The following is a 25,306-nucleotide window of genomic DNA, read 5'->3' on the forward strand; positions in this document are numbered from 1 at the left end:
AAATTCTCCATAACCCTGCTTTAATGGTGTCATTATTGTAAAACACAAGTTATGACAGATCATCTCTTAACGCATCAATTCCTGCGCCGTTTGTATCCTGTTGCGGCTGTGTATCTGTTTTTTGAACTTTGTTGCGTTGATCCTGCGCAAACAGATGTTCGAGTTCTGCCAAGCTACTGCGGTGATGTTCATAACTTGCGTGTTGATCCGAATCTAGATGGTATTGACTGTTGAGTAATTTTTCATCATGTGCGCGGAAGTATTCAATCTGTTGCTGACTTTCTTCCGGAGCAGTATTCAACTGGCTTAACAAAGCCTCACTCATTTCCAGTGCTGAAAAGTAGTTTTCACGCCAGATTTTCTCTACACCTAAATCCTGTAACAGATGCACATGATGACGATCACGCGCGCGTACCCATAAACAAGTTTCAGGATAATTCAGCCGGATATACCGCACGATCAGCATCGAATCTTCAATATCATCAATGGCAATAATCACTTGCTGGGCCATCGCAATTCCTGCATGTGCCAAAGTTTCTGGCTCTGTCGCATCGGCCTGATAGAAAGGAATTTGATACTGCGCAAGCAGTTCAGTGGCTGGCACATTGCTGTCCATGACACTAAATGCATGCTGTTGTTGCAGTAAAATCCGGGCAATAATTTGTCCAAAGCGGCCAAATCCAATCAGCAAAATAGGGGGGCTGGCTTGAGGACTGGAATCGGTTTCAAAGGTCGCAGCCAGATGATTGTTTTGATCCAGACGCGGTAAAACCTGACTGTGTAATAACCAGTAAAATGCCGGGCTAAGTAACAATGAGAAACTCACCATCCAGAGCAAGGGAGACAGCAGATTGGCTGCAATGATCTGGTCGGATACCGCAATCACCAGCGCCAGCAAGGCAAATTCGCCGCCTTGCGCCAGACTAGCTGCTAACAAAGTACTATTGCGCCAGCTATTTTGATGATAACGCGCCAAGGCCAAAGTCATGGCAAATTTGACCAAGATTAAAGCTAGAGTGCCGCCTAAAATGATCCAACGGAAATTCAACAGATCGGGCAGTTGCAGTGACATACCCAGACTGATAAAGGCTAGGCCCATCAATAAGCCCTGAAAAGGCCGAATGGTGCTTTCTACCGCGGGCCGGAAATCTGTATCTGCCAGTAAAATCCCGGCAAATAAAGCGCCAAGAAACAGATTCAGTCCAAGCGTATTCATCAAGAGCAGCAGTGCCAAAGTTACCGCAATCGCCACAATGGCATGCAGTTCGTGACTGCCACTTTTTGCAATCCAGCGATATAGTGGCTGCATCAGATAGCGATTACACAGGAACAAGCCGGTAAAAGTGGTGATCATTGCGGCAAAATAAGCCACTCCGTGTTCGGTCGAGGGAATTCCGCTAAATAAAGGAATGGCGGCAATCACAGGAATGGCCAGCAGGGCATGCAGCAGCAGGATTGAATAGGTCTGTTGACCATAGCTGGTGGCAAACTGTTCCTGATTGTGGAGTTGTTGAATCACCAAGGTCATGGCTGACAGACTGCCAGCAAGTCCAATCACAATACTGGCAAGCAGGCTTTGTTGTAGAAAAATCCAGGCCAGCAGGCTAAAAATCAAGGTACTCATTAGTACCTGCAAAGCAGCCGTCATCCACAGAGATTGACTGATCTGGGCGATGCGTTGTGGTCTGAGTTGCAGCCCGATCCAGAACAGCAGTGCCAACAGGCTGACGTTCATGAAACTGTTCATCAGGTCTGGAGTCTGAATCAGATGCAAAACACCCGGACTTAAGATCATTCCTGTTAACAGATAGCCCAGTACGCTTGGTAGTCTGAGCCTTTTACTCAGTGGCACTATTAACAGTGCGATCACCAAAACCAGTGTTATTTGTAACAGTATCGACATTTTCCTGTCCTAAATTTTATGCTTGATCCAGACGTTGATGCGTATGTCCCGGACATGGACTCAGATGCAATTCTCTTAGCTGAGTTCTTGCGGGTCAATGTCCAGTGTCAGCTTCATGCTGGAAGGTTTGTCCTGCAGCATATTCTGCCACCAGCTGCGCACATAGTAATGCAAACGTGGACGATCTGCTGACAAGAGCACCATATGCGACTGATAGCGCCCAGCCTTACGTTCCATCGGCGCAGGAATTGGACCCCAGATGTCCAGCGCCAGATCAGGATATTGCCTGAGGAATGCCGCATGTTTCTGTAAGAATTCGGTGTTTTGTGCCTGATCCTTGGATTCGCAGCGAATCAGGATGGCATAACGATAAGGCGGCATCTGGGCAATTTGCCGTTCCTTTAAGGTCTGCTGGGCAAACACACGATAATTTTCATTGACCAAGGTATTCAGCAGGGCATGATCCGGTCTGAGCGTCTGCAAATAGACATCGCCTTTGTGTTCACCACGTCCAGCCCGGCCTGCGACCTGAACGATCAGTTGTGCGGTACGTTCGGTGGCACGGAAATCCACACTGAGCAGACCGGAATCAATATCCAGAATCGCCACCAGCGTCACATAAGGAAAATGATGCCCTTTGGCCAGCATCTGGGTGCCGAGCAGAATCGCGGGTTCACTTTTTTGAATCTTGTCATAGATTTTTTGCCAGCTACCCACCCGGCTTGTGGAATCGCGATCGACCCGAATCACTTCATGATCCGGAAAAAGTTCATTCAGATGTTCTTCGACCTTGCCAGTGCCCATACCCAGTGTGACCAGTTCCTGATGCTGACACTGCGGACAGTGCTCCGGCATTCGGTGAATGGTGCCACAGTGATGGCAATGCAGATGCTGATAAGGCTGGCGATGCACAGTAAAATTGGCATCGCAGTGCGGACATTGTGCCTGCCAGCCACAACTGCCACAAAGCAGGACGGGGGCATAGCCACGGCGGTTTAAAAAGATCAGTACCTGTTCTTTTTTCTCCAGACGCTTTTTGATATCCTGAATCAATTGCAGACTGATGCCATGCTTTTTCTGTGCCACCTTTAAATCCAGAATATGGATTTTCGGCATTAAGGCTGTGCCGGCACGTTGATTCAGCTCCAGCACCTGCATTTTGCCATATTCAACCAGCGCATAACTGTCAATGCTTGGCGTCGCTGATCCCAGCAGCACTGGACATTGCTGTAAATGGCCGCGGTACAGGGCGACATCGCGGGCATGATAGCGGAAGCCTTCCTGCTGCTTAAAAGACAAATCATGTTCTTCATCCAGAATGATCAGACCTAAATTCGGTATGGGGGTATAGATGGCGGAACGTGTGCCGAGGATGATTGAAGCTTTGCCAGTTTCTGCTGCCTGCCAGGCTTGCAGACGTTTTGTATCATTTAGGCCTGAATGCAATAGCGCGATATGACACTGAAAACGCGACTGGAAACGGCTAATCGTTTGCGGGGTCAGACCAATTTCCGGCACCAGCACCAAAATCTGCTTGCCCTGTTTCAGCACCTGTTGCATGATTTGTAGATAGACTTCGGTTTTACCACTGCCGGTCAGACCATCCAGTAAAAAAGCCTGATATTGATTGCGATACTTTAATACCTGATCAATGGCATGTTTCTGTTCAGGATTAGCGGTCAGCGGCATTTGCGCCAATTGCATCGGCTGTGGACTGAAATCTTGTGGCTCCAGCACACAGGTACAAATCTCTTTTTTCTCCAGTGCTTTTAAGGTCGCAGTTTCAATTCCGGCCAAATTCAATACATTTTCAGTGGTGCTAACCGGATGCAGTTTTAAAATCCGGTAGGCTTCCTGCTGCTTTTCCGAACGGCGTATTTTAGCTTCAGCATCAGGGTTCAGAAGTTTCCAGGTGCGGGCCAGCAGGTTATAAGGCTTACCTTGGCGTAACAGCGTTGGCAGGGCACTGTGCACCACTTCACCCATCGGAAACTGATAATACTGTGCCGACCATGTCAACAAACTTAAAACTTTAGGGTCTATGATGGCACGTTCATCCAGCAATTCAGTGACGGGCTTGAGTTTAAAACGTGGGTCGACCGGAGTATCTGCGGAGAGCTTTTCGATAATCACCCCAACCAGATTCTGTCGTCCAAAAGATACCAATACGCGTGCGCCGACCTGGGCCTGCTCAAATTGTTCTGCATTCATACTGTAATCAAAACAATCGAATACATGCACAGGTACAGCAACGCGTACGCGACAAAGTGGACTAGAATCGGTATGAGAATTTTGCATGTCTGGTGCTGGATATCCTGAAGAAATTTCGTCGTGCTTAAAGTTCGATTATGGTAGAGTGAGCAGATAATTTATATCAAAGAATATGAATGATTTCGGTGGTCTGACGCAACAGCGTTAAGCAAAATTTTGGAAAATTAGAGCATTACAATGCCTGCATATCAGTTTATTGCGCTTGATGCTTCAGGAAAGCAGCAAAAAGGCGTGCTGGAGGGGGATTCTGCACGTCAGATCCGGCAACAGTTAAGGGATAAAGCACTTATTCCGGTCTCTGTTGATCCTGTCGAGAAAAAAGACAAACATGATCGGCGGAAATGGTTTGAAAAAAGCATTACCGCTTATGATCTGGCCTTAATGACCCGGCAATTATCTGTCCTGGTCGCCGCCGCGATTCCGCTGGAAGAAGCCATCCGCGCCGTCGGCAAGCAAAGCGAAAAAGTACATGTACAAAATCTGCTGATGTCGGTGCGTTCCAAGGTTCTGGAGGGGCATAGTCTGGCGCAGGGTCTGCAACAGTCCGGGCGGTTTCCAGAATTGTATATTGCCACCATTGCGGCCGGTGAACGTTCCGGGCATCTGGATCTGATTCTGGATCAATTGGCTGACTATACCGAAAACCGTTTTGCCATGCAGAAAAAAATTCAAGGCGCGATGGTCTATCCAATTATTCTGATGCTGATGTCTTTTGCCATCGTGATGGGGCTGATGACTTATGTGGTGCCAGATATCGTCAAGACTTTTGATCAAAGCAAAGATGCCTTACCGTGGATTACGGTCGCCTTGATGAAAGCCAGTGATTTTATTCGTATTGCGTGGCCATTTCTCTTGGTTGGCGGTTTCTTGGGCATCTCCCTGCTGATACGATTCTTAAGAACCACAGCCGGGCATTATGCCTTCGACCGTTTAACCCTGAAACTGCCTTTATTTGGAAAATTATCACGCGGGATTAATGCCGCACGTTTTGCCAGTACCTTGTCCATTTTGACCCAGTCAGGCGTGCCTTTGGTCGATGCCCTACGGATTGGCGCTGCAGTCAGTAATAACTGGGTGATTCGTGATGCGGTCAATCTGGCAGCGGAAAAAGTCACCGAAGGCGGCAACCTGGCAACCCAGCTGGAGCGCAGTGGTTATTTTCCGCCGATGATGGTACAAATGATCAAAAGTGGCGAAGCCTCGGGCGAACTGGATCGCATGCTGGAGCGTGCATCACAGATGCAGGATCGGGAAGTCACCACGCTGATTTCGACTTTACTGGCCTTATTGGAACCTTTAATGCTGGTGCTAATGGCCAGTATTGTTTTGGTCATTGTGATTGCGGTGATGCTGCCAATCGTCAATATGAATAATATGATTTAAACAGAATCAAGTTAAAATTCTCGTGGTATTAAAATTAAATTGAATGTTGTGAATGATGCAAATGAATGAGAGAGATTGAATGAAAAGAAATCAATTAAATAAACAGACGGGCTTTACCTTAATCGAAGTGATGGTGGTGATTGTGATTCTCGGTGTGCTTGCTGCACTGATTGTACCGAACGTGATGGGACGCGGTGAAAAGGCCAAAGTGGATACCACTGTGATCAAGTTACAGAGTATTGCTGGTTCACTGGACCAATATAAGCTGGACAATGGCAAATATCCAAGCATGCAGGAAGGTGGTCTGGATGCACTGGTGAATCAGCCAGCGACTGCGAAAAACTGGTTGCCGGGCGGCTATGTCAAGGGCGGCTATCCTAAAGACAGTTGGGATAATGATCTGCAATATGTGATGCCGGGCACCAATGGTCGTACTTTTGATCTGTATTCATTCGGTGCAGATGGTCAGTCGGGTGGTGAAGGCACCGATGCTGATATTTATTATCAGCCTTGATTGAGAATCAATATAAACTCTCAATAGATGAAATATATCACTTCACTTAATAGACGTTTTCAAGACTAAGTGAAGTGATAATAACTCTTAATTATAAATTATAATCTAAGTTTTTGATATTTATTGTAATTAATTAATAATTTGTATATGCGAGTTATAATAAGAATTATTCCCATATTTATCTATTACAATTATCGTAAAATATGAATAAATATAGACTTTCTATTTACTCAAAAAGGCTCATAATGATCTGAACGGCACTTGACGAGCCAACGGAGAAGAATATGAAAGCATTAATCTTAGGGGATGAAATAAACCAATTTCATTGGTCGATGCTGAAATCTATTCTTTTGGTTTTAAGCATGTTACCGATTAGTCAGGGCATTCTGCATTTATGGCAGACTACCGAGGGTAGCAGCCAGATTATGGTAGGTTTTTTTGCCATCAGTTTGATGAGTTCATTATTTGCATTGTGCTTCTGGTCGGCATTGAAAGCCTCGGTATTGCAATTAAAACAACGGCAGATGTCTGTATTCGAAAATATGATGGTGCAAACTTACCGCTATCTTCCAATGTTATCCCTCGCCAGTATGATTTCTTATCTAGCAGTTCAGTTCTAAAATTTGAAATATAAAAAACCGAGGCATTGACCTCGGTTTTTTATTGCCTTGAGTGTCCGTCCCTTTCGTAAAGGGAGCTTAGGAGAGATTGATAAGATGTTATATCTAGGAATTCACCTAAATCTCCCTTTGTAAAAGAGGGACTTGAAGAAATTATCTTCTCGACTTAAAACTGACATCCACTTTACGGGGACGGAAGCGCCATCCCACCAGCAAAAGTAAAACTGAAAAGATCATCACCGGCCAATCACTGAGTTTCATATACAATGTTTCACCTTGCATGGCTGGAAGTTCACCCCGCAGTACCGCTTCCTGATCCATCGGGGCTTTTTTCACAATATGGCCATTGTGGTCAATAAAGGCGGTCACGCCGGTATTGGTGGCACGGATAAACCAGCGGCCATTTTCCTTGGCGCGCATTTGCACCATTTGTAGATGCTGCAAAGGTCCTGCCGTGCCGGTAAACCAGGCATCGTTCGAGACCGTAACTAAAAAGTCACTTTGACTGGCATTGCGGCGTGTCAAGTTTGGATAAGCAACCTCATAACAAATTGCGGAACCTAAAGGATGGTTTTTCACATTCAAGGGCTTTTGATTGTCCGCCCCACGGGTAAAGCCGCTCATAGAGGGATCATTCTGTAGACCTGGCAATACCCAGCTTAACCAGCCTGACAGCGGAATATATTCACCAAAGGGCACCAGGCGCTGCTTTTTATACAAACCCTCCGACTCATCACCCGTGGCCATAATGCTGTTGTAATATTTCGGATAACCCGCAGCTTGTGATTCTGGTAAGTCCCAATACGGAATGCCGGTGACCCATGCAGTACCGGATTTTTCAGCCTGTACTTTCATCGCTTCGAGAAAAGCTTCAATATCGGTCTGGAACATCGGAATCGAGGACTCTGGCCAGACAATCAGGTCACGGCCCCATTCGGTCTTGCTCAGATTGGCATAAATCAATAAAGTTTTTACCTGATATTCAGTCAGCCATTTCAGATCTTGCGGAATATTGCCCTGAATCAGAGAAACCGTAAGCGGCTTTTCATTCTTTGGTTGCACAAAACTCAATTGAGCCGCGCCCCAGGCACTGAATAGTAAAATTGCAGCAGGAACCGCCCAGAACAGACGTCGGTTCAGAATTTCGACCAGTGCACAGGCCAGAATAATCACGACAAAAGATACTCCAAACACCCCAAACAGAGGTGCATAGGCATCTAGGTAGCGTTCGGTAAAGGCATAGCCGGCAAACAACCACGGGAAACCGGTAAAGACCCAGGTTTTAGACCATTCAAACAGAACCCAAAGCGGGGCAAAGGTCAAAGGGGTTTCCGGGAAAAAGCGGCGATAGACAAAGGTTTGAACGGCGCTAAACAGGCCCATCACCAGTGCCATGATCAAGATCATTACAACACTGAGAAATGCACTGGTATCGCCATAGACATGAATGGAGGTATACAGCCAGAATGCGCCCACAAACCATAGGCCAATTCCATAGGCCCAGCCAATTCCAAAGGCCTGTTTGGCACTACGTCCACGCAGGCAGGCATAGAGCAGTGCCGGAGACAGGATGGCCAGCCACCAGTAATGATAGGGAGCCAATGCCAAACTGAAGATAGCACCTGCAAATAAGGCAATTAAAACAGGATAGATCAGCGGCAACGGTTTTTGCTGTTGATCAGAACTCAACAGCTTGTCGAAATACGCTCTCATTGGCGCACGGCTCGAATTAGGTGAATAGAGCGTGAATCTGCTTCAAGAATGGTAAATTGCCAGTTTTCCAGTTCAATGGTCTGACCTTCAAGATCGTTCACCAGACCAATTTCCTGTAATAACAAGCCGCCCATGGTTTCCACTTCATCGTCAGAAAAATTCGCATCCAGCATATTATTGAAATGCTCAATCGGGGTCAGAGCTTGTACTATCCAGGTATTGGCGGTGTTTGGATCGTTATCCGGAACAATGAACTGTGCCTCTTCATCGGCATTGTCATGTTCATCTTCAATTTCACCAACAATTTCTTCCAGAATATCTTCCAGCGTGACCAGACCCGAGGTGGTGCCGTATTCATCAATCACCACGGCAATATGGGTCTGGGTATTTTTCAGCATCCGCAGCACCTGATCGGAACGGGCGCTCTCTGGCACAAATAAGGGTTGACGCATCAGTGCGCGAATATCGACTTTGGAGGTTGGTTCGGTCAGAAAAGGCAATAAATCCTTGGCCAATAGAATGCCGACCACATTATCGGTTTGATCGGAGGAAAAGACCGGAAAACGCGAATGCGCAGATTCGACCAACACATGCAGGATATCCAGCAGTTGGTCATCTTCCTGTAAGCTGATCATCGACGTGCGAGGCGTCATGACTTCGCGAATTTTGGTTGCCGGAAGGTCAAGTACACCTTCAAGCATGGCAACAGTATCGGGTTCTAAAAATCGACGTGAATCTTGTACTAATTTTAGCAGTTCGTCGCGAGTTTCGGGTGCAGTTCCCAGCCATTTACGTAAGCCGCGCATACCCCACGACGGGCCTGATTCCTCGTGCATGATTTTTCCTGAAGACTCTTAATATCTAAAAAAACGTGGTTTTATCATACCGCAGAAAATACGCTTGTCTATTGTAAATATGATGTGCAGGCATGATCGTATCAGTCAGGGCTGCGTTTAGTCGTGTGTACTTTGGCAAAGCCGCAATGCCCGAGCGGGATTATGCTAAAATATTTTCAGTCTTCCACTCTTGAGTCTATCGATGTCCCCAACTGAAATTATCCCAAGCCTGCAATTAAATACCCGAGGTTTACGCTGTCCTGAGCCAGTCATGATGTTGCATCAGGCCATTCGTAAATCTAAAGCCGGTGATGTAGTTGAGGTGTTTGCTACCGATAATTCAACCTCTTGGGATATTCCAAAATTTTGCATGCACTTGGGACATGAATTGCTGTTGCAGGAAGAGTGTCTGGATGAAAATGGTAATAAAGAATTTCATTATCTGGTGAAAAAGGGCAGCTAAATTGGCCGAAATTTTTTTGAAATTTATGATCTGATAAGAGTTCTTATTCGATCTTAAAAATAATATTATCGTCATTCTCCAGAAAATAAACCCGCTCGAAAGCGGGTTTATTTTGTTCTCATGAGAGCTTAAATATTCGGATATGAGAACTTGCGGAATATATTCCTCATTCGCAAGATTACCCTAACATTACATGTTAGGGTATGAACTCGCGCAAGGACTAGCCGAATTACATATTCGGATACTAATTACATGTTAGGGTAATTAGGACCACCGCCACCTTCTGGTGTTACCCAGGTGATGTTCTGAGACGGATCTTTAATGTCACAGGTCTTGCAGTGCACACAGTTGGCTGCATTGATCTGGAAACGTTTTGAACCATCATTATTTTCCATGATTTCATAGACACCCGCCGGGCAGTAACGCTGCGCCGGTTCATCCCATTTAGGCAGGTTTACTTCAACCGGAATAGAGGCATCAGTCAGCTTTAAATGCGCAGGCTGGTTTTCTTCATGCACGGTATTCGATACAAATACAGAAGATAAACGGTCAAAAGTCAGCTTGCCATCCGGTTTTGGATAGTTTGGCTTGAAGCTTTCAGCGGCTTGGGTTTTCAGTGCAGCATGGTCTTGCACCAGATCATGCAGGGTAAATGGTACTTTGAACACGTTCTGGTCGATAAAGTTAAATGCACCACCCATCCATTGACCGAACTTGTGCATCGCCGGGCCAAAGTTACGTGAATTGTATAACTCTTCTTTGAGCCAGCTGTTGTTGAACTTGTCGGTATAAGCGGTGAGTTCCTTAACAAAGAAATCGTCACCCTCAACCACACGTGCAACCGCCAGATCACCGCCTTTTTCCACACCAGCCGCAATCGCTTCAAATACCGCTTCACCGCAGAGCATGCCGGATTTCATTGCGGTATGTGAGCCTTTGATTTTGGCAAAGTTCAGGAAGCCGGCATCATCACCAATGAGTGAGCCACCCGGGAAAGTGAACTTCGGTAACGAGTTAAAGCCACCTTTGGTCACGGCACGGGCGCCATAAGAAATACGCTTGCCGCCTTCTAAATACTGCTTGATTAAAGGATGGGTTTTCCAGCGCTGCATTTCCATGAATGGATACATATGCGGGTTGGTGTAGGACAGATCCACGATCATGCCCAAAGTCACCTGATTGTTTTCAGCGTGATACAGCCACCAGCCGCCTGAAGAACCGGTTTCATTCAATGGCCAGCCGGCGCCGTGCATCACCAGACCTGGTTTGTGCTTGGCAGGATCAATCTCCCAGAGTTCTTTAATGCCGATCCCGTAATGCTGTGGATCTGCATCTTTGGCCAGATTGAACTGTTCAATCAGACGTTTACCGAGGTGACCACGACAGCCTTCAGCAAAAATCGTATATTTGGCATGCAGTTCATAACCCGGAGTAAAGTTATGCGTCGGTTCGCCATCTTTACCAATGCCCATGTCACCGGTCTGGATGCCTTTTACCGTACCATCTGCATGATACAGAATGTCTGAGGCGGCAAAGCCCGGGAAGATTGAAACTTCCAGTTCTTCAGCTTTTTGGCCTAACCAGCGCACCACGTTGCCGAGCGAGATGACGTAGTTACCATCATTGTGCATGGTTTTTGGCACCATCCAGTGTGGTGCTTCTTGTGATTTTTCATCTGAAAGCAAGAAGAAAGTTTTATCTTCAGTCACCGGCACATTGAGCGGTGCGCCTTGTTCTTTCCAGTCCGGGAACAATTCATTAATGGCACGCGGTTCAAGCACAGCACCAGACAGAATATGTGCGCCAACTTCGGAGCCTTTTTCTACGACACAAACGGACAAATCATTTAAGTTATTTTCAATTGCAAGTTGACGGATTTTGATCGCAGCAGATAGACCTGCAGGGCCTGCGCCGACGATGACGACGTCAAACTCCATCGATTCACGTTCGATGTGTTCCATGTAGGACTCCTCATATTACTATTCGGTGGCAACCATAATCGGATGATTGGGTGCTGCCATAAGTGTTCTTGGTTCCTAGACACAAAAATACTGGTGTCTTTGATAATCTGGGCTAGTATAGTTTTAAACCGAGTTTTAGCCAATTGGCTGAAACATATTATTTTTCCGTCATTAAGGTCTTCTTTTATGGATAAGCCAGTACCCAGCAAACATCTGACGAAAAAAGTAACTTCTCCTGATGATAAAAATTTAATGGATATCGCGCAATACTTAAAAGATGCACAGGGCGGTCACAAAAGGTCAATTCCCCCTTTGGAGCAATGGCAGCCAAAGCATTGTGGCACAATGGATCTGAAGGTTTTGGCCAATGGAGAATGGTGGCACGAAGGTCAATTGATCAAACGCCAAGCCATGATTAACCTGTTTGCAACCGTCCTTTGGAAAGAGCAGGGAAAATTCTACCTAAAAACACCGGTAGAAATGATTGAAATTGAAGTGGAAGATGAACCTTTATTGGTCAATCAGGTCGATCAGGTCGAGATTAATGGACTGAGTTATTTACAACTGGGCACCACAACCCAAGACCTGATTATTGTGGATGCTGAACATCCGATCTTTATGCGTGAATATAAAGATGAGTTGCGACCTTATGTGCATGTACGTTTTGGAATCAATGCCCTGATCCAGCGTGCCGCATTTTTGCATCTGGTCGAGATGGGAGAGCTTGATGAAAATCCGGCAGGTGAAGCCGTTTTAAGTTTGAAAAGTGGCGATTTAGACTTGCATTTGAGCACCTGAGGTTTAAGCTTGGTCGCTAGAGTTTTTGACACCGCAATTCAGACCGTTATGAGCGCCATTCAACCCATTTCCCCGCTATTAGACCCGATGCCCAACGCAACAGCAGATGCGCCGATTGGTATTTTTGACTCGGGCGTAGGCGGCTTATCGGTGGCTCTGGAAATTGCCCGCCATCTGCCGAATGAACGCTTTGTCTATTATGCCGATACTGCACATGTGCCTTATGGCCCGAGAGATGATCAGGAAATCCGTAGCCTGACTGCTCAGGCGATTGAATGGCTGTATCGTCAGGGCTGTAAAGTGGCAGTCGTGGCTTGTAATACGGCTTCTGCCTTTAGTCTGGATTATTTGCGTGACTATTATGGCGAGAACTTTCCAATTATCGGTTTGGTGCCAGCACTTAAACCTGCAGTCTTGAATACCCGGTCGAAAACAGTTGCGGTCTTGGCAACACCGGCCACTTTTCGCGGGCAGCTGATTAAAGATGTGATCTCCCGTTTTGCCGAACCGGCTCAGGTTAAAGTCCTGCCTGTGACCAGTCTGGAACTGGTACCTTTTGTTGAGGCTGGAGAGCAGATGAGTGAAGCCTGTTTACAGACATTAATAGAGATTTTACAACCGGTTGTGGATCAAGGCGCTGATTATTTAGTGCTGGGATGTACGCATTACCCCTTCCTAAAAGCGTCAATTCAGTATATTTTTGGTCAAAAGCTGACATTAATTGACTCAGGATTCGCAGTTGCGAGACAAACGGCCCGAATTTTAATTAAAAATGAGTTATTATTTGAGCATGAGTGTAAAGAAAGCATGAAAATTGAATTGGTGGTGAGTGGGCAGAATGCTGAACAGCTCCGGCCGGTTTTGCAGCACCTGATTCCTGCCGGTTTAAAATGGCAGATCAGTAATATGAGTGCAGTTTAAAACTCATTTTTATAATTTTAAAAGAACGATATTTTTTCATTTTGGGGTGGTCATATTGTGTCAAAATGCATGAATTCATGCATTTTTTATGCAAATGTACAGGAGAAGAGGATAGCCCATGCTGGATAAACGATACCAAGTGTTCATCTCAACCTCTGGGGCAGAAATGCAGCCGGAACGTATCATTTTGTCTCAAACATTAGTGGGTATGGGGTTCTTCTCTTGGGGACTGGAACAGCGTACGCCGCTGAATACTGCTTTTTCACGCCGCCAGATTGATGATTGTGACTATGTAGTGATTTTGCTAGGCAGTCAGTATGGGGAACAGTCTGTCTCGGGTGTCGGTTATATGCACCTCGAATACATCTATGCAGTGACCAAGCAAAAACCGATTATTGTGTTTATGCATGACGATCCGGCATCACGTGAAAGCTCATTACATGATACCAAGCCGGAATTACGGGAAAAGTTTAAGGAATTTCGTCAATTACTGCAGCAGGAAGTAGACCAGGTCTTTACTTATCGCAGCTTGCGCGATCTGGAAATGGCAGTACGTTTTAATATGCCGCAAATGCTGGAGCGTTATCCGGTGACCGGATGGGTGCGTCCGCAAAATACCCAGGCGCTGCATGACGAGATTGATCAGCTTAAGGCTAAAGTGAGCCAACTGGAGCGTGATGGTGGAACGGCGGAAATAGATCCGTTCCTGAGCCTGCCTAAAGTATCCATGCATGAAGTTTTTTCTTTTGAATACCGGATGCAGGCTTATCAGGATGGAAACTTTAAGGAAATTAAAGTTCAGAAGAAGCTGACTTGGGCGCAATTATTGGCCCTGCTGGGCTCTACCTTTGTCAATCCGACACCGGAAGAGTTTTTCTCCAAGCGGATGAATGAATATTTAAATGAAAACGGTCTGGAAGATGCACGGGCAGAAATGCCACGTGCACATGCCGTGGCTCGTGCCCAGATGAATATTCGTGCCTTGCATAGCTTGAAAATTCAGATGCGCCAGAATGACTGGATTGTGCCATCAGGTCGGGATGACCGCCAGCGCATGCTCTGGCAGATTACGCCGAAAGCTCAAAAATTACTGGACAGCAGTTTGCTGGATTTAGATCGTACTTTTCAATCTAAGTCAGTGTATTAATCCATATAGAGAATCAATCAAAAACTGTTAAAGTACAGGGGTTGATACCATGACGGATAAACTGAATGTCTTCTCCTGCTAAAGCTAAAGTGACGATTATATTGGCCAACTTGGGTACGCCAGATGCGCCCACGATTCCAGCAGTACGCCGTTTCCTGAAGCAGTTTTTGTCTGATCAGCGGGTGATTGAAATTCCGAAACCCATTTGGCAAATAATCCTGCGTTTATTCATTTTGCCATTTCGGCCTAAGCGGGTTTCACAGGCCTATGCACAGGTCTGGGGAGAGGATTCACCGATGCGTGAAATCCTGTTGCAGCAGGTCAATACAGTCAAAACCCATTTGACCCAGCTCTATCCGCAGTTTGAGTTGAATGTGGTGCCAGCAATGACTTATGGCAATCCGAATATTCAGCAGGTTTTGGCCAGAGTGTCTGAACAGCCGCAGGACCATGTGATCTTATTTCCACTATTTCCCCAATATTCTGCTACTTCGACTGCACCTCTCTATGATGCCCTGGCAAAATGGGTGGTGAAGCAACGCAATTTGCCTGGTTTGAGCATCATTCGGGATTATTATCAACATCCTTTATTTATTCAGGCTCTGGCGCAAAGCGTGCGTGACTATCAGGCAGTGCATGGTCAGCCGGAAAAACTGTTAATGTCTTTTCATGGTATTCCGCAGCCTTATGCCGACAAAGGCGATCCTTATGCCGATCGTTGTCGTATTACCGGACAACTGGTTGCACAGGCGTTAGGGCTGAGTGCAGAGCAATATGCGATTAGCTTTCAGTCACGCTTTGGCAAACAGGAATGGATTAAGCCCTATACCGATGTTTTGCTGGAAGACTGGGCCAAACAGGGGGTGAAATCCGTGCAGGTGATGAGCCCGGCATTCTCGGCTGACTGTCTGGAAACGCTTGAGGAACTGGCCATAGAAAATGCCGAAACTTTTAAATCTCTGGGGGGAGGCAGTTATCGTTATATTCCTGCTTTAAATAGCCGTGAAGATCATTTGCGATTGCTGAACAGTTTGCTACAGGCTAATCTGGATGCATTGACACAAACGCTTGCTCATTAATTTTTCCGAGGTTTTTTGCCCTATGTTACAAGTCAAAATTGTTCCGGTTACTGCTTTTCAGCAAAACTGTTCGATCATTTGGGATACGGACACGAAAGAAGCCATTTTGATTGATGCAGGGGGCGAAGCTGAAAAACTCAAAGCTGAGGTCGAAGCTCTGGGCTTAACCGTGAAAGCTTTATGGCTGACCCATGGACATCTGGATCATGCAGGTGCAGTAGGCGCCTTGAAAAAGGCCTGGAATGTACCAGTAATTGGGCCACATAAGGAAGATGCTTTCTGGCTGGACATGATTCAGGAGGTTTCAGCGCGTTATGGTTTTCCTATTCCAGAAAAAGTTGAAGTGACACAATGGCTGGAAGGGGGGGAAATACTGAAGCTCGGTAATGAAGAATTTGAAGTGCGTTTCGCGCCAGGGCATACCCCGGGCCATGTGATGTTTTATAATAGCAATCATGCCCTGTTATGGACGGGCGATGTGCTGTTTAAAGGCTCGATTGGCCGTACGGATTTCCCGCGTGGCGATCATCAGCAGCTCTTGGATTCAATTCAGCGTGAATGTTTTAGCCTGCCGGATGAAACCCAGTTTATTTCAGGACATGGACCGATCAGCACCATTGGTTTTGAAAAGCAGCATAATCCCTTTATTGCAGGCAAAGCGGGTTAAATATCGACGTGAATCAAAGACCAAGTATCCTTGGTCTTTTATTTTGAAAATGGATCACTGCTAAATTGACGAGTTTGCATGTGAATTAGCCATGCCATAAAAGCAAAAAGCACACCCAGTACAATAAACAAGCTATCTTGTTGGAAAATACCGACTCCCAGAGAGAGAAGTGCCAGTAGACCCACCCCAACTAATATGACTTTTAAAATAATATAGCTCATATTATTGCTCTAAAGATAATGTGAAGATTTAAAGTAGAACAATAATGCTAAGGCACGATGAATGGTGTTAATTCGTGTTGGCTTTTCAGGGTGATTTTATAAACTTTATGTGATTTTGGGCTAATTTTCTACATAGTCTTCAGTTCAGAAATGTTTTTTTACTGTACAGAACTTCTAATCCTCAGAAGTGTCCGCCTGCGGTGCATCTTGAGTGGGCAAGCTATATTCTTCATTGGCCCATGCGCCCAGGTCAATCATCTTGCAGCGTTCTGAACAGAAAGGACGGAAATCATTCTCTTCCCAGGTCGTCAGTTTGCCACAGCGCGGACAGTTTAAAGTAGTGGGCATGAGATCAACTCCAAAGAAAAATAAAGCTTCGATTAGGCAAATATAGCCGCACTTGGTAGACTTATGCGGTTTTTATTAGTTTGATCTGATTATGCCGATTCGTCAATTTCAAGCACAGCGTATGCATGCACCCCGTGATTTTCAAAGCATCAGTCCTGAAGCGGTCTGCATCGAAGTCGGGGCGGGTAAAGGCAAACATGCTTTGTTATTTACCAAGACCCACCCCGATACTCAACTGATTGCGATTGAACGTACCCGCGAAAAATTCCTGGCCATGCAAAAACAGCACGGGATTGAAGGTCAGGCCAATTTACAGACCGTTCATGCCGATGCTTTGCCGTGGATCGTGCATGCATTGTATCCAGAGCAGGTAGAACAATTCTTTATTTTGTATCCAAATCCTGAACCGCATAATCCGGCGCAGCGCTGGGTCAATATGCCATTTTTTGAGTTTTTACTTTCCCGTTTAAAGACGGGTGGAACCATTACACTGGCCAGTAATATTCCTGCTTATATCGAAGAAGCAGAACAGCAGGCGGAACAACTGTGGAAATTACCTTTTATTAAAGAAGTCATTGCCCAGGATTCAGCACGCACTCATTTTGAAATTAAATATCTGGAACGTGGGGAATTGTGTCAGCAACTTATTATTACTAAACCTGAAGCTTATGTGACACGGTTTGATGATTTCCAGCCTTTGCAAGGGCAGAATGCTAGCATCGCGGAATAATCAGATGAGCAAACGTATTGCCATTGTTGGCGCTGGCCCTGCCGGGTTAATGGCCGCAGAAGTCCTTAGTCAGTTTGATTATGAGCTGCACGTCTATGAGCAAAAACCGTCTGCTGCACGTAAATTTTTGATGGCAGGCAAAACCGGCCTGAATATTTCCCATGCCGAGCCTGTGCCACAGTTTGTACAGCGTTATGATCAGGTGGAGTGGTTGTCTCCCTGGATCAAACGCTGGGATGCGCTCTGGATTCAAGACTGGATGAAACAGCTCGGTATAGAACCTTATATTGGTTCATCCGGCCGGGTATTCCCGACTGAAATGAAAGCCGCACCCTTGTTGCGTGCCTGGCTCAAGCGTTTGGCTGGTGATGGCGTTCAGTTTCATTACCGGTATAAAGTCAGCCAGTTAGAGCAACAACAGCTTGAGCTACATGATTTGAAAAATAATGAACATCGCACTGAATATTTTGATGCCATTATTCTGGCTTGTGGTGCAGTGTCCTGGTCAGCGTTGGGTAGTGATGGTGCATGGCAAGCTTGGTTAAAGCCGGATGAAATTGAGCCATTTCAGGCCAGTAATGCCGGAGTGGAATATTCCTGGTCTCAGTTTATGCAGCCAGTCTTTGGTCAGCCGTTGAAACGTGTTGCAGCCTGGGTCGGGCAAGGTGAAAAGACCATCGGCGATATCGTAATTAGCCATTACGGTCTGGAAAGTGGTCTGATTTATAAGCAGAGTCGGAGTTTACGTGAGCAGCTGAAACAGGGGCAGTCTATGCATCTGCATCTGGATCTATTCCCAAATCAAAGCATCGAACAGCTTGCGCAAAAATTACAGCCAAGTAAGAAGCAGTCTTTAAGTAATGTCTGGCGTAAAGCTGGATTGGACGGTGCCAAGGCGGCCTTAGTACGGGAATTGGTAGCCAAAGCGATATGGCAAGATGCTGCTGAATTAGCTAAAAAAATTAAACATTTGATCCTTCCACTCACAGGTTTCCGCCCGATTGAAGAAGCCATTAGCTGTGCAGGTGGTGTCAAGCGTGAAGTGTTGTCAGAACAGCTACAACTTAAATCCAACCCGCATGTCTTTCTCTGCGGAGAAATGCTGGACTGGGATGCACCGACAGGCGGCTATCTGCTGACCGCCTGTTTTGCCACAGGGCGTGCAGCGGGTGAAGGCGTGCATCAGTTTCTGACAGCAGATTAAGTCATTTCTGGCGCTTCTGCTGAGATTCAGGCTCAGCAAAACAGGTCTTGCTCATCCACGCTGTTTTCAAACTGCCAGTTCAGCTTAGATTATTTTTGTATTTGATCTAAGCTGTGTGCCAATCTAGCCTCCTAGACTATTCCTTCACTTGCCGGGAAGCGGGTTCTTTCTTGGCGAGATCTGGATATTGCGAACGCCAGCGTTCCAGCTGTTCTTGGGCGTGTAGATATTTCCCTAGACCTTTGATATTCTCACTGGCTTCATTCACGGGCGCAGCTTGAGTCTTGGGAGTATTGAGTAATTTGTCCTGATGTTGCCAATATTGATACATCATGCCCTGAATATAACGGCCCTGTTCGGTTTTCAGTTCTAAATCCTTCAGCATATTCAGGGCTGACTGTACATGATCGCGCTGGCGTTGCTGAATAAACTCCGGACTCAAGCTATCTTCATCACGCATGCTGTTTAATTCTTTTTCCAGCTCCGCACTCATTTCCTGAAAACGTTGCTCATAATCGGTCAGTACTGCAATATCATGTGGATCCTCAGTGGTTTTGGGGAAGTCTTTCAGCGGCTCGGTTTTCAGTTCCTGCATCACCTGATCTGAAGCCGTACTGTCTGCAGCTGGTTCGGTACTTTCTGATGTTTTCTGGTCACATGCCATGAGCAGCATGACTGCTGCAAACAGGGCAGTGCGTGTCATTCCTGATATTTTATGCATGATTGACTCCTGTTTTTAATTAGTTTTTTTAAATACGTATATATGAGTAATATAAGGAAAATCAATCATTTCCTCTATACCTTTGGCTGTATAGTCCCAGATAATCTGTTCAAACTGTTGTTTGAGCTGTGCTTGCCGGGATGCCGGCATGGCTGCAATAAAGCTGGTCGAGAGTAGCCGTTTTGATACCACCTGCTCCACACTGCCATGGTGTTGCCGGGTCATGCTGGTTTCTGCATACGGCTGAAACAGGGTTTGTTGTTCAAACACCTTGCGCCACGCTCCGCTATGATAACGCGGGGTATCACCTTCTAAGGGGGCGATACACTCTGCCAGTGCCTGAACCCAGGCTACCCGGGTATCCCGCTGATTCCAGACCAGAACCAGATAAGCATCGGGTTTGAGGACTCGGTTGAGTTCCTGTAAGGTCTCTGCATTCGCAAACCAGTGAAATGACTGTGCACAAAATACCGCATTCAGGCTATGATCAGGCAAGGAGAGTTGATGGCTCAGGCCTTCAACAGCCTCAATGTCCGGATGGGCCAGTTTTAATTGTGCCAGCATTTCCGCAACCGGATCGACAGTGATGATGTTTTTACTGAGCGGGCGTAAATAAGGAATAAACTTGCCGGTTCCACTGCCCAAATCCAAAAGACGCGCATCGACAGGCAAAGTCAAAGTATCGGCCAGCCACTGACTGATCTCTGCCGGATAATCGGGACGCACTTGCTGATACAGCTCGGCAGATGCACTAAAACCCCGTTTTGCTGCCGGATGTAATGATTGTGTCATATTTTGCGCTTTTTAATCTTTTTGATCGATATAAAATAGCATATTCACTTTTTTGACAGCATTCATTGATTGAATTGTTGTGGAAGGGTTCGATTTACCAGCACGGGAAAGTTATGGACAAGCAGATTGTTTTTGAAGATGAGCATATACGCGCGATTTTTATGCCGGGATCTTCTTCAGAACTGATTTTTTCATTTGGCGATTTGATTACCCGTGCCAAGGGCCTCAACATCAATGCAGAAAAGTCACTGGCGAAATTCGAGTTTAATGTGCTTGGCATTATGCCCAAGCATAAATCCTGGTTCCCAAAAGGTTCCATGTGGAACATGTTACAAGCCATCGCAGATCTGATTGCGCCGTTTCAGCAGCGGGTTGCCTATGGTGGCTCGATGGGTGGCTATGCCGCGATTAAATATTCCCGTGCCTTGGGCGTGCAACGGGTGGTGGCGATGGTGCCGCAATACTCGATTGATCCGGAAGATGTACATGATGCCCGCTATAACATGTTTTATCAGCCAGAGCTGAATGCAGGAATGCGGGTTGAAGCCGAAGATATCGATAGCACGTGCGAATATATTATTGTTTATGATCCGTATTGTGCCGAAGACCGTGCGCATTATCTGAAATTACAGGCCCTGATTCCGCAGCATCATGTGCTGCATTTGCCATTTACCGGACATGATGCCATTGCCGTTCTGGCCAGTTCCGAATTGCTGTATGACTTTTTGGTACATGATTACGAACCGAGTTATTTTTACCAGAAAATGCGTCGGGTCAAGAAAAACAGCAAGTTCTATTATCGCAAAGTCATTGAAAATGTTTTGCCACGCCATCGTATGGCCTTGGGGCGTATCCTGAAAAATAATGATCTGCAACTGGATAATCAGTTTTTTGATGCCAGCCAGAAACAGGTGATCTTAAGAGAATTATTGCAAAATAAACAGGTCGATCAGCATGACCTGCTCAAGCTCGGCATTCATGTGAATTTGCCGCAGGAAAATCGTCAGTTGCTTCTGGATCAATATGGACATGGTCTGGTATTTAATGTCATCAGTCATAAAATCGAAAGTTATGCAGAAGGCGCGATTGCCCTGAACCATAAATTCCTGATTCCGATTTATGCCAAAGGCAATGGCCTATTGAGCATCAGCTTGAATGATGAGCGTTATCTGGTGGTGATGAATGACCGGCATGTCATGAAACTGATCAAGGAGCAGGATGAACTCAGTCTGGGCATGCACCCGATTCTCATGAAACGTTATAGCGATTATTATATGTTCAGCTATAAGCACTTGAATTTAAGTACCAATGAGTATGGCGCTGCGGCCTTTATCGATGAAAGTGACAAAAATACGCAGTTTGTGACGCACAATGAGATAAACTAGCTTTATTTTTTAATAAAAAACAATTACTTGACATGTGATTGGCTAGGCATAATATAGAGATAGGCGGTACAAATAATATCCACCCGTACTGCTCCCGATAGTTGAAACGAACCAGGGGGTCTCTATATGATGCAATCTGCCCAGATGATACAAGTCTGTTTCATGGTCGGTTTAGCGCTGCCCAATCTGGCACATGCAGAAAGTGTACATCCAGCCGTGATTATGATGAGTGCATCGATTATTTTCATGATCATTCTGGCGGTGTATGTGATCTATAAAATCCGGCGTTCATTGCGCAATCATCTCGATAAACCGCTAGATTAAGATTGGCAGAGCGGAAACTGCTTGAAAAGCCTCAATGACTTGTTTTAAATGATAAAGATCAATGGTTCAACAGGATTGAGGGAACAGCCATGAAAGCCGTTTATTTAGACTATGCTTCTCTAGACCAACAGGATTTGGACTTTCAGGCACTGCATGCAGCCTTTGATCCGCTTGTGTTGTATCCAACGACTTCGGCGGCCGAGATTGCTTCCCGTGTGGCCGAGGTTGAGGTCATTATTAGCAATAAAGTACTGATTGATGCTGCGACCATTCAGCAATGTCCTGAACTGAAACTGATCCTGATTTCTGCGACCGGCAGCAATAATGTCGATCTGGCAGCAGCCAAAGCACGTGGCATTGTGGTCTGTAACTGTCAGGCCTATGGAACGTCTGCGGTTGCACAACATACTTTAATGTTAATGCTCAATCTGGCCACTTCATTTCTGTCTTATCAACGTGCGTTACAACAAGGCCAGTGGCAAAAAGCCAGCCAGTTTTGTTTGCTGGATGCGCCAATTGTCGAGCTGTCCGGAAAAACACTGGGCATTGTCGGTTATGGTGAACTGGGCCATGCGGTGGCGAAACTGGCTGAAGCTTTTGGCATGAAAGTTCTCATTGCTGCGCTGCCAAACCGTCCAGCAGATGCATCCCGTGTAGCATTTGCCGAGTTGCTTGCTCAAGTTGATTTTCTCAGTTTGCATTGTCCACTCACTGAAGACACCCGACATTTGATCAGTCATGCTGAACTCGAAGCCATGAAGCCAAGCGCATTTTTAATTAACTGTGCGCGTGGTGGTATTGTCGATGAAGCAGCCTTGGCGCAGGCGCTGCGTGAGGGTCAGATTGCTGGTGCAGCGACTGATGTCTTAACGGTTGAGCCACCCAAAGAAGGCAATGTCCTACTCGATGCAACAATCCCAAACCTGATTGTGACGCCGCATAATGCATGGGGCAGTGTTGATGCACGGCAGCGCATTGTGAATCAGATGGTCGAAAATATTGAAGCTTTTAAAAATGGCCAGCCGATACGGCAGGTGAATTGATTTTTAACCCTTCTCTTGAAGTGAATATTTTTTGCTGAAAGATAAATAAAAAGCCCATGACGGGCTTTTCTTATAAATCAGTCACTGCATAACTGGTGGCAGTGCCGGAACCGGATTGAGGCTGCATCTGCGGTGTTGTGGTTTGCTGAGGCGCAGAGGATTCACTCAAAGGCTGTTGCACAATCGGTGCTGCTTGTTGAGGGTTGGCGCGCCACACTTCTTTGGTTTGCTGGATTTTCTGATTGGTTTGTTGGGCTGCTTGCGTAGCTCCCTGATCGACTTTTTGTGCGGTTTCTGAAGCCGCTGCCTTGGTATTTCCCCAAGCACGATCTACACCTGGTTTGACTTTGGCAATGCCTTTTTCAGTCACTTCACCGACTTTTTCTGCGGTATTGATGACGCCTTCCTGAGCTTTATAGGCAAAGACATGCAAAAGATTTGGATTGGTGCCATATGGCGCAATAGGTTTGCTGGTTTGTGCTTCTGATTCGGTTGCAGCTTGTGTCAATACCGGAATGCAGATTAAAAATGCAGTGCCGAGAATAATAGATTTTTTCATCATCATAATGTGATCGACCTCGAAGTAGTCAAATAGCGATCTTTTGTTTGATTTTGAGTGTAGCGGATAATTTCACGAAAACAATGAAGAACTGATGGATTCGCGAGCGCTTCCAAGAAGTACAATTTAGCTTTTTTGTAATGAAAGACGGCGCGGTGAGATATGAAACCGGTTTTTATTTATTTTAGATAAAGAATTGCCCCATTTTCTGAATAAAAACAGGGCAGGATGCTTAGTCACATTGAGTTAATGCATCTTTGGCAAAGTGATGGCGGAGTGAAATAAAGTTTTTTTGTACATTTTCGGCATGTAGATCAAACTTTTGTGCAGTGCTGGTGCCGTCGCGCTGGAAAGTTGCTGAACCTGCATCCATCAGGGTAAGGCCTTTAAATGACCATTGTTCAACGACACGGTTATTGCCAAGATCGCCGGTAAATTCAATCACGCATTTGTCGAGGAACTTGGTCAGTTTTGCCTTGTTGTTGGTGGTTTCTGGAGATACTTCGAGGTTTTGTACTTCCTGTAAGACGCCAACTTCAAGCTGCGGGATTTTTGGTGCAGATGTACAAGCTGTAACTGCGATACTCGCAAGACCCGTCAAAATAAGAGCTTTAAATTTCATATGATTCTTTCTTGTTGAGTGTTGTTAGGTTGAGTATAGGCAATTCAGATGAAATTGCCTATGATTTGAAAACTAATTTTAAAGAATACTCTACCCGTATAGATATAAGTATGGATCATCTACTAGACTCTTTAGATCAAATAGAAAATTTAGAAAATCAGCTGCGTAATTATATTAATTGTGGAGTTCTTCATTACCAATTATTAAATGATAAGCACAGATGGTGGATGCTATGCAGTGCTTTAGATGTGTTAGGAGACACATCCTTCGCCTTTAAGGATTATCTGCAAACGGAGTTTCCTAAAGAAACAGGGCTTAAATACATTCATTGCTATGGAATTTTACAATGTTTCATTCTTCAACAAGATAGCTTGAAGCATCTATATGAAGTATTCAAAGTTCAATGGGAAGCAAATAGTGAGTTGAAAAAGATCCGTAAGGTTCGGAATGCTTCGATTGGGCACACAATCCTAAATAATGAAGGAGGAAGAAGCGAAAAAGATAAGGATGAATTTAATAATTTTATTTCTCGTATCACAATTAATAAATCTGGTTTTGACTTGTTGAGATATTCTAACAAGAAAGAAGATACAGTTTATGAAGAAATTTCTATTTATGAGTTACTCAAGAAGCAATTAGATGAAGCAATTGTTCTCTTGAGAAGACTGAATAAAGAAATAATTATTATGGAAAATGAAGTTAAAAAGAAATTTGAAAATGAAAAATTAGTTGGCTTGTTGCCAATTTCTTATTGGTTTGAAAAAATTCATAGTATTTATGATGAGCAGAATAAACTATTTGCTTATACAGCTTTAGATAATATCCAGAGAGAATATTTAGCGTTAAAACAATCTTTAGAAAATCGATTATTACATGGTGAATATTGGTTTAATGAAATTGAAGATTATCTAGTTGCAATCGAGTTAATGAGAAAAGCAATGCGGAGCAATGATGAACGAGCTGGACGAATATATAATTTTTATCTTAATGAAAAAAATGACTATTTCAAAAGCTTAATGGCTGAAATTGATGAAAAGTATGAAATAAAAAACCCGCTTTAAAGCGGGTTTTTTATTAAATC

Annotated in this window: 26 protein-coding genes; 15 read left to right on the plus strand and 11 right to left on the minus strand. The window is 45.2% G+C overall.

Annotation, left to right across the window (positions count from 1 at the left end; translation table 11 throughout):
- Positions 1–49: 49 nt before the first annotated feature.
- Both FTU87_RS04190 and FTU87_RS04195 read right to left on the minus strand, forming a co-directional pair.
- On the minus strand, positions 50–1,903 hold the full coding sequence (locus FTU87_RS04190) for a cation:proton antiporter (RefSeq protein WP_180096709.1): 1,854 nt from the start codon (positions 1,901–1,903) through the stop codon (positions 50–52).
- Between the two features lie 75 nt (positions 1,904–1,978).
- Entirely contained in the window at positions 1,979–4,201 is a 2,223-nt protein-coding gene (locus FTU87_RS04195; protein WP_180096710.1) for a primosomal protein N', read from the minus strand.
- 150 nt (positions 4,202–4,351) lie between these two features.
- Here FTU87_RS04195 and gspF point away from each other — a divergent pair, with 150 nt between their 5' ends.
- From gspF to FTU87_RS04210, 3 genes are all read left to right on the plus strand, one after another.
- Entirely contained in the window at positions 4,352–5,557 is a 1,206-nt protein-coding gene (gene gspF / locus FTU87_RS04200; RefSeq protein WP_074383949.1) for a type II secretion system inner membrane protein GspF, read from the plus strand.
- 79 nt (positions 5,558–5,636) lie between these two features.
- The gene (gene gspG, locus FTU87_RS04205; RefSeq protein WP_005095357.1) at positions 5,637–6,071 is read left to right on the plus strand and encodes a type II secretion system major pseudopilin GspG; all 435 of its coding nucleotides are present in this window, start codon (positions 5,637–5,639) and stop codon (positions 6,069–6,071) included.
- Between the two features lie 284 nt (positions 6,072–6,355).
- The gene (locus FTU87_RS04210; protein ID WP_100355491.1) at positions 6,356–6,691 is read left to right on the plus strand and encodes a hypothetical protein; all 336 of its coding nucleotides are present in this window, start codon (positions 6,356–6,358) and stop codon (positions 6,689–6,691) included.
- A gap of 153 nt (positions 6,692–6,844) precedes the next feature.
- Here FTU87_RS04210 and lnt read toward each other — a convergent pair whose 3' ends face one another.
- Both lnt and FTU87_RS04220 read right to left on the minus strand, forming a co-directional pair.
- Entirely contained in the window at positions 6,845–8,404 is a 1,560-nt protein-coding gene (gene lnt / locus FTU87_RS04215) for an apolipoprotein N-acyltransferase (RefSeq protein WP_100329308.1), read from the minus strand.
- On the minus strand, positions 8,401–9,240 hold the full coding sequence (locus tag FTU87_RS04220; protein ID WP_005095361.1) for an HlyC/CorC family transporter: 840 nt from the start codon (positions 9,238–9,240) through the stop codon (positions 8,401–8,403). Before FTU87_RS04220 ends, lnt begins: the two co-directional genes overlap by 4 nt.
- 202 nt (positions 9,241–9,442) lie before the next feature.
- On the opposite strand from FTU87_RS04220, the gene tusA reads away from it, so the two are divergent.
- Positions 9,443–9,703 (plus strand): sulfurtransferase TusA, encoded by a 261-nt coding sequence (gene tusA / locus FTU87_RS04225; RefSeq protein WP_005095362.1) that lies wholly within the window; start codon positions 9,443–9,445, stop codon positions 9,701–9,703.
- A gap of 248 nt (positions 9,704–9,951) precedes the next feature.
- Here tusA and FTU87_RS04230 read toward each other — a convergent pair whose 3' ends face one another.
- Positions 9,952–11,664 carry an electron transfer flavoprotein-ubiquinone oxidoreductase gene (locus tag FTU87_RS04230; RefSeq protein WP_100355489.1) on the minus strand — a complete coding sequence of 571 codons (1,713 nt, stop codon included), beginning with the start codon at positions 11,662–11,664 and terminating at the stop codon, positions 9,952–9,954.
- A 186-nt stretch (positions 11,665–11,850) separates the two neighbouring features.
- On the opposite strand from FTU87_RS04230, the gene FTU87_RS04235 reads away from it, so the two are divergent.
- The 5 genes from FTU87_RS04235 (at position 11,851) to FTU87_RS04255 (ending at position 16,276) form a co-directional block, all read left to right on the plus strand.
- Positions 11,851–12,462, plus strand: coding sequence for a DUF1285 domain-containing protein (locus FTU87_RS04235; RefSeq protein WP_100329306.1), 612 nt, complete (start codon positions 11,851–11,853; stop codon positions 12,460–12,462).
- Positions 12,463–12,510: 48 nt separating this feature from the next.
- Positions 12,511–13,383 carry a glutamate racemase gene (gene murI / locus FTU87_RS04240; protein WP_034608802.1) on the plus strand — a complete coding sequence of 291 codons (873 nt, stop codon included), beginning with the start codon at positions 12,511–12,513 and terminating at the stop codon, positions 13,381–13,383.
- Positions 13,384–13,501: 118 nt separating this feature from the next.
- Entirely contained in the window at positions 13,502–14,530 is a 1,029-nt protein-coding gene (locus FTU87_RS04245; RefSeq protein WP_005095369.1) for a DUF4062 domain-containing protein, read from the plus strand.
- Positions 14,531–14,595: 65 nt separating this feature from the next.
- Positions 14,596–15,609 carry a ferrochelatase gene (hemH, locus tag FTU87_RS04250; RefSeq protein ID WP_005172935.1) on the plus strand — a complete coding sequence of 338 codons (1,014 nt, stop codon included), beginning with the start codon at positions 14,596–14,598 and terminating at the stop codon, positions 15,607–15,609.
- A 22-nt stretch (positions 15,610–15,631) separates the two neighbouring features.
- Positions 15,632–16,276: an MBL fold metallo-hydrolase gene (locus FTU87_RS04255; protein ID WP_005172933.1), complete on the plus strand. Its 645-nt coding sequence runs from the start codon at positions 15,632–15,634 to the stop codon at positions 16,274–16,276.
- Between the two features lie 38 nt (positions 16,277–16,314).
- On the opposite strand, the gene FTU87_RS04260 is transcribed toward FTU87_RS04255, so the two are convergent.
- Both FTU87_RS04260 and FTU87_RS04265 read right to left on the minus strand, forming a co-directional pair.
- On the minus strand, positions 16,315–16,497 hold the full coding sequence (locus FTU87_RS04260; protein WP_005095373.1) for a hypothetical protein: 183 nt from the start codon (positions 16,495–16,497) through the stop codon (positions 16,315–16,317).
- A 174-nt stretch (positions 16,498–16,671) separates the two neighbouring features.
- Positions 16,672–16,845 (minus strand): DNA gyrase inhibitor YacG, encoded by a 174-nt coding sequence (locus tag FTU87_RS04265; protein WP_005095374.1) that lies wholly within the window; start codon positions 16,843–16,845, stop codon positions 16,672–16,674.
- Between the two features lie 85 nt (positions 16,846–16,930).
- On the opposite strand from FTU87_RS04265, the gene FTU87_RS04270 reads away from it, so the two are divergent.
- Both FTU87_RS04270 and FTU87_RS04275 read left to right on the plus strand, forming a co-directional pair.
- Positions 16,931–17,575, plus strand: a complete 645-nt coding sequence (locus FTU87_RS04270) for an SAM-dependent methyltransferase (protein WP_171063366.1) — start codon at positions 16,931–16,933, stop codon at positions 17,573–17,575.
- Positions 17,576–17,579: 4 nt separating this feature from the next.
- The gene (locus tag FTU87_RS04275; protein WP_180096711.1) at positions 17,580–18,779 is read left to right on the plus strand and encodes a TIGR03862 family flavoprotein; all 1,200 of its coding nucleotides are present in this window, start codon (positions 17,580–17,582) and stop codon (positions 18,777–18,779) included.
- Positions 18,780–18,915: 136 nt separating this feature from the next.
- On the opposite strand, the gene FTU87_RS04280 is transcribed toward FTU87_RS04275, so the two are convergent.
- Complete coding sequence (locus FTU87_RS04280) at positions 18,916–19,500, minus strand: hypothetical protein (protein WP_180096712.1); 585 nt, start codon at positions 19,498–19,500, stop codon at positions 18,916–18,918.
- A 15-nt stretch (positions 19,501–19,515) separates the two neighbouring features.
- Entirely contained in the window at positions 19,516–20,292 is a 777-nt protein-coding gene (locus tag FTU87_RS04285; protein ID WP_180096713.1) for a class I SAM-dependent methyltransferase, read from the minus strand.
- 113 nt (positions 20,293–20,405) lie between these two features.
- Between FTU87_RS04285 and FTU87_RS04290 the strand changes: the two genes are divergently transcribed.
- The 3 genes from FTU87_RS04290 to FTU87_RS04300 all read left to right on the plus strand — a co-directional run bounded on the left by FTU87_RS04290 (position 20,406) and on the right by FTU87_RS04300 (position 23,044).
- Complete coding sequence (locus tag FTU87_RS04290; RefSeq protein ID WP_180096714.1) at positions 20,406–21,677, plus strand: hypothetical protein; 1,272 nt, start codon at positions 20,406–20,408, stop codon at positions 21,675–21,677.
- Between the two features lie 126 nt (positions 21,678–21,803).
- Positions 21,804–22,001, plus strand: a complete 198-nt coding sequence (locus FTU87_RS04295; RefSeq protein ID WP_005172920.1) for a hypothetical protein — start codon at positions 21,804–21,806, stop codon at positions 21,999–22,001.
- Between the two features lie 89 nt (positions 22,002–22,090).
- The gene (locus FTU87_RS04300) at positions 22,091–23,044 is read left to right on the plus strand and encodes a 2-hydroxyacid dehydrogenase (RefSeq protein WP_180096715.1); all 954 of its coding nucleotides are present in this window, start codon (positions 22,091–22,093) and stop codon (positions 23,042–23,044) included.
- A gap of 70 nt (positions 23,045–23,114) precedes the next feature.
- On the opposite strand, the gene FTU87_RS04305 is transcribed toward FTU87_RS04300, so the two are convergent.
- Both FTU87_RS04305 and FTU87_RS04310 read right to left on the minus strand, forming a co-directional pair.
- Complete coding sequence (locus tag FTU87_RS04305; protein WP_159138698.1) at positions 23,115–23,609, minus strand: hypothetical protein; 495 nt, start codon at positions 23,607–23,609, stop codon at positions 23,115–23,117.
- A gap of 226 nt (positions 23,610–23,835) precedes the next feature.
- Complete coding sequence (locus FTU87_RS04310) at positions 23,836–24,225, minus strand: hypothetical protein (RefSeq protein ID WP_100329299.1); 390 nt, start codon at positions 24,223–24,225, stop codon at positions 23,836–23,838.
- Positions 24,226–24,236: 11 nt separating this feature from the next.
- Here FTU87_RS04310 and FTU87_RS04315 point away from each other — a divergent pair, with 11 nt between their 5' ends.
- A complete protein-coding gene (locus tag FTU87_RS04315; protein WP_180096716.1) occupies positions 24,237–25,286 on the plus strand; it encodes a hypothetical protein in 1,050 nt (349 codons plus the stop codon).
- Positions 25,287–25,306: the final 20 nt, after the last annotated feature.

It is taken from the genome of Acinetobacter sp. YH12156 (assembly GCF_013418235.1).
Lineage (GTDB): Bacteria > Pseudomonadota > Gammaproteobacteria > Pseudomonadales > Moraxellaceae > Acinetobacter > Acinetobacter pseudolwoffii.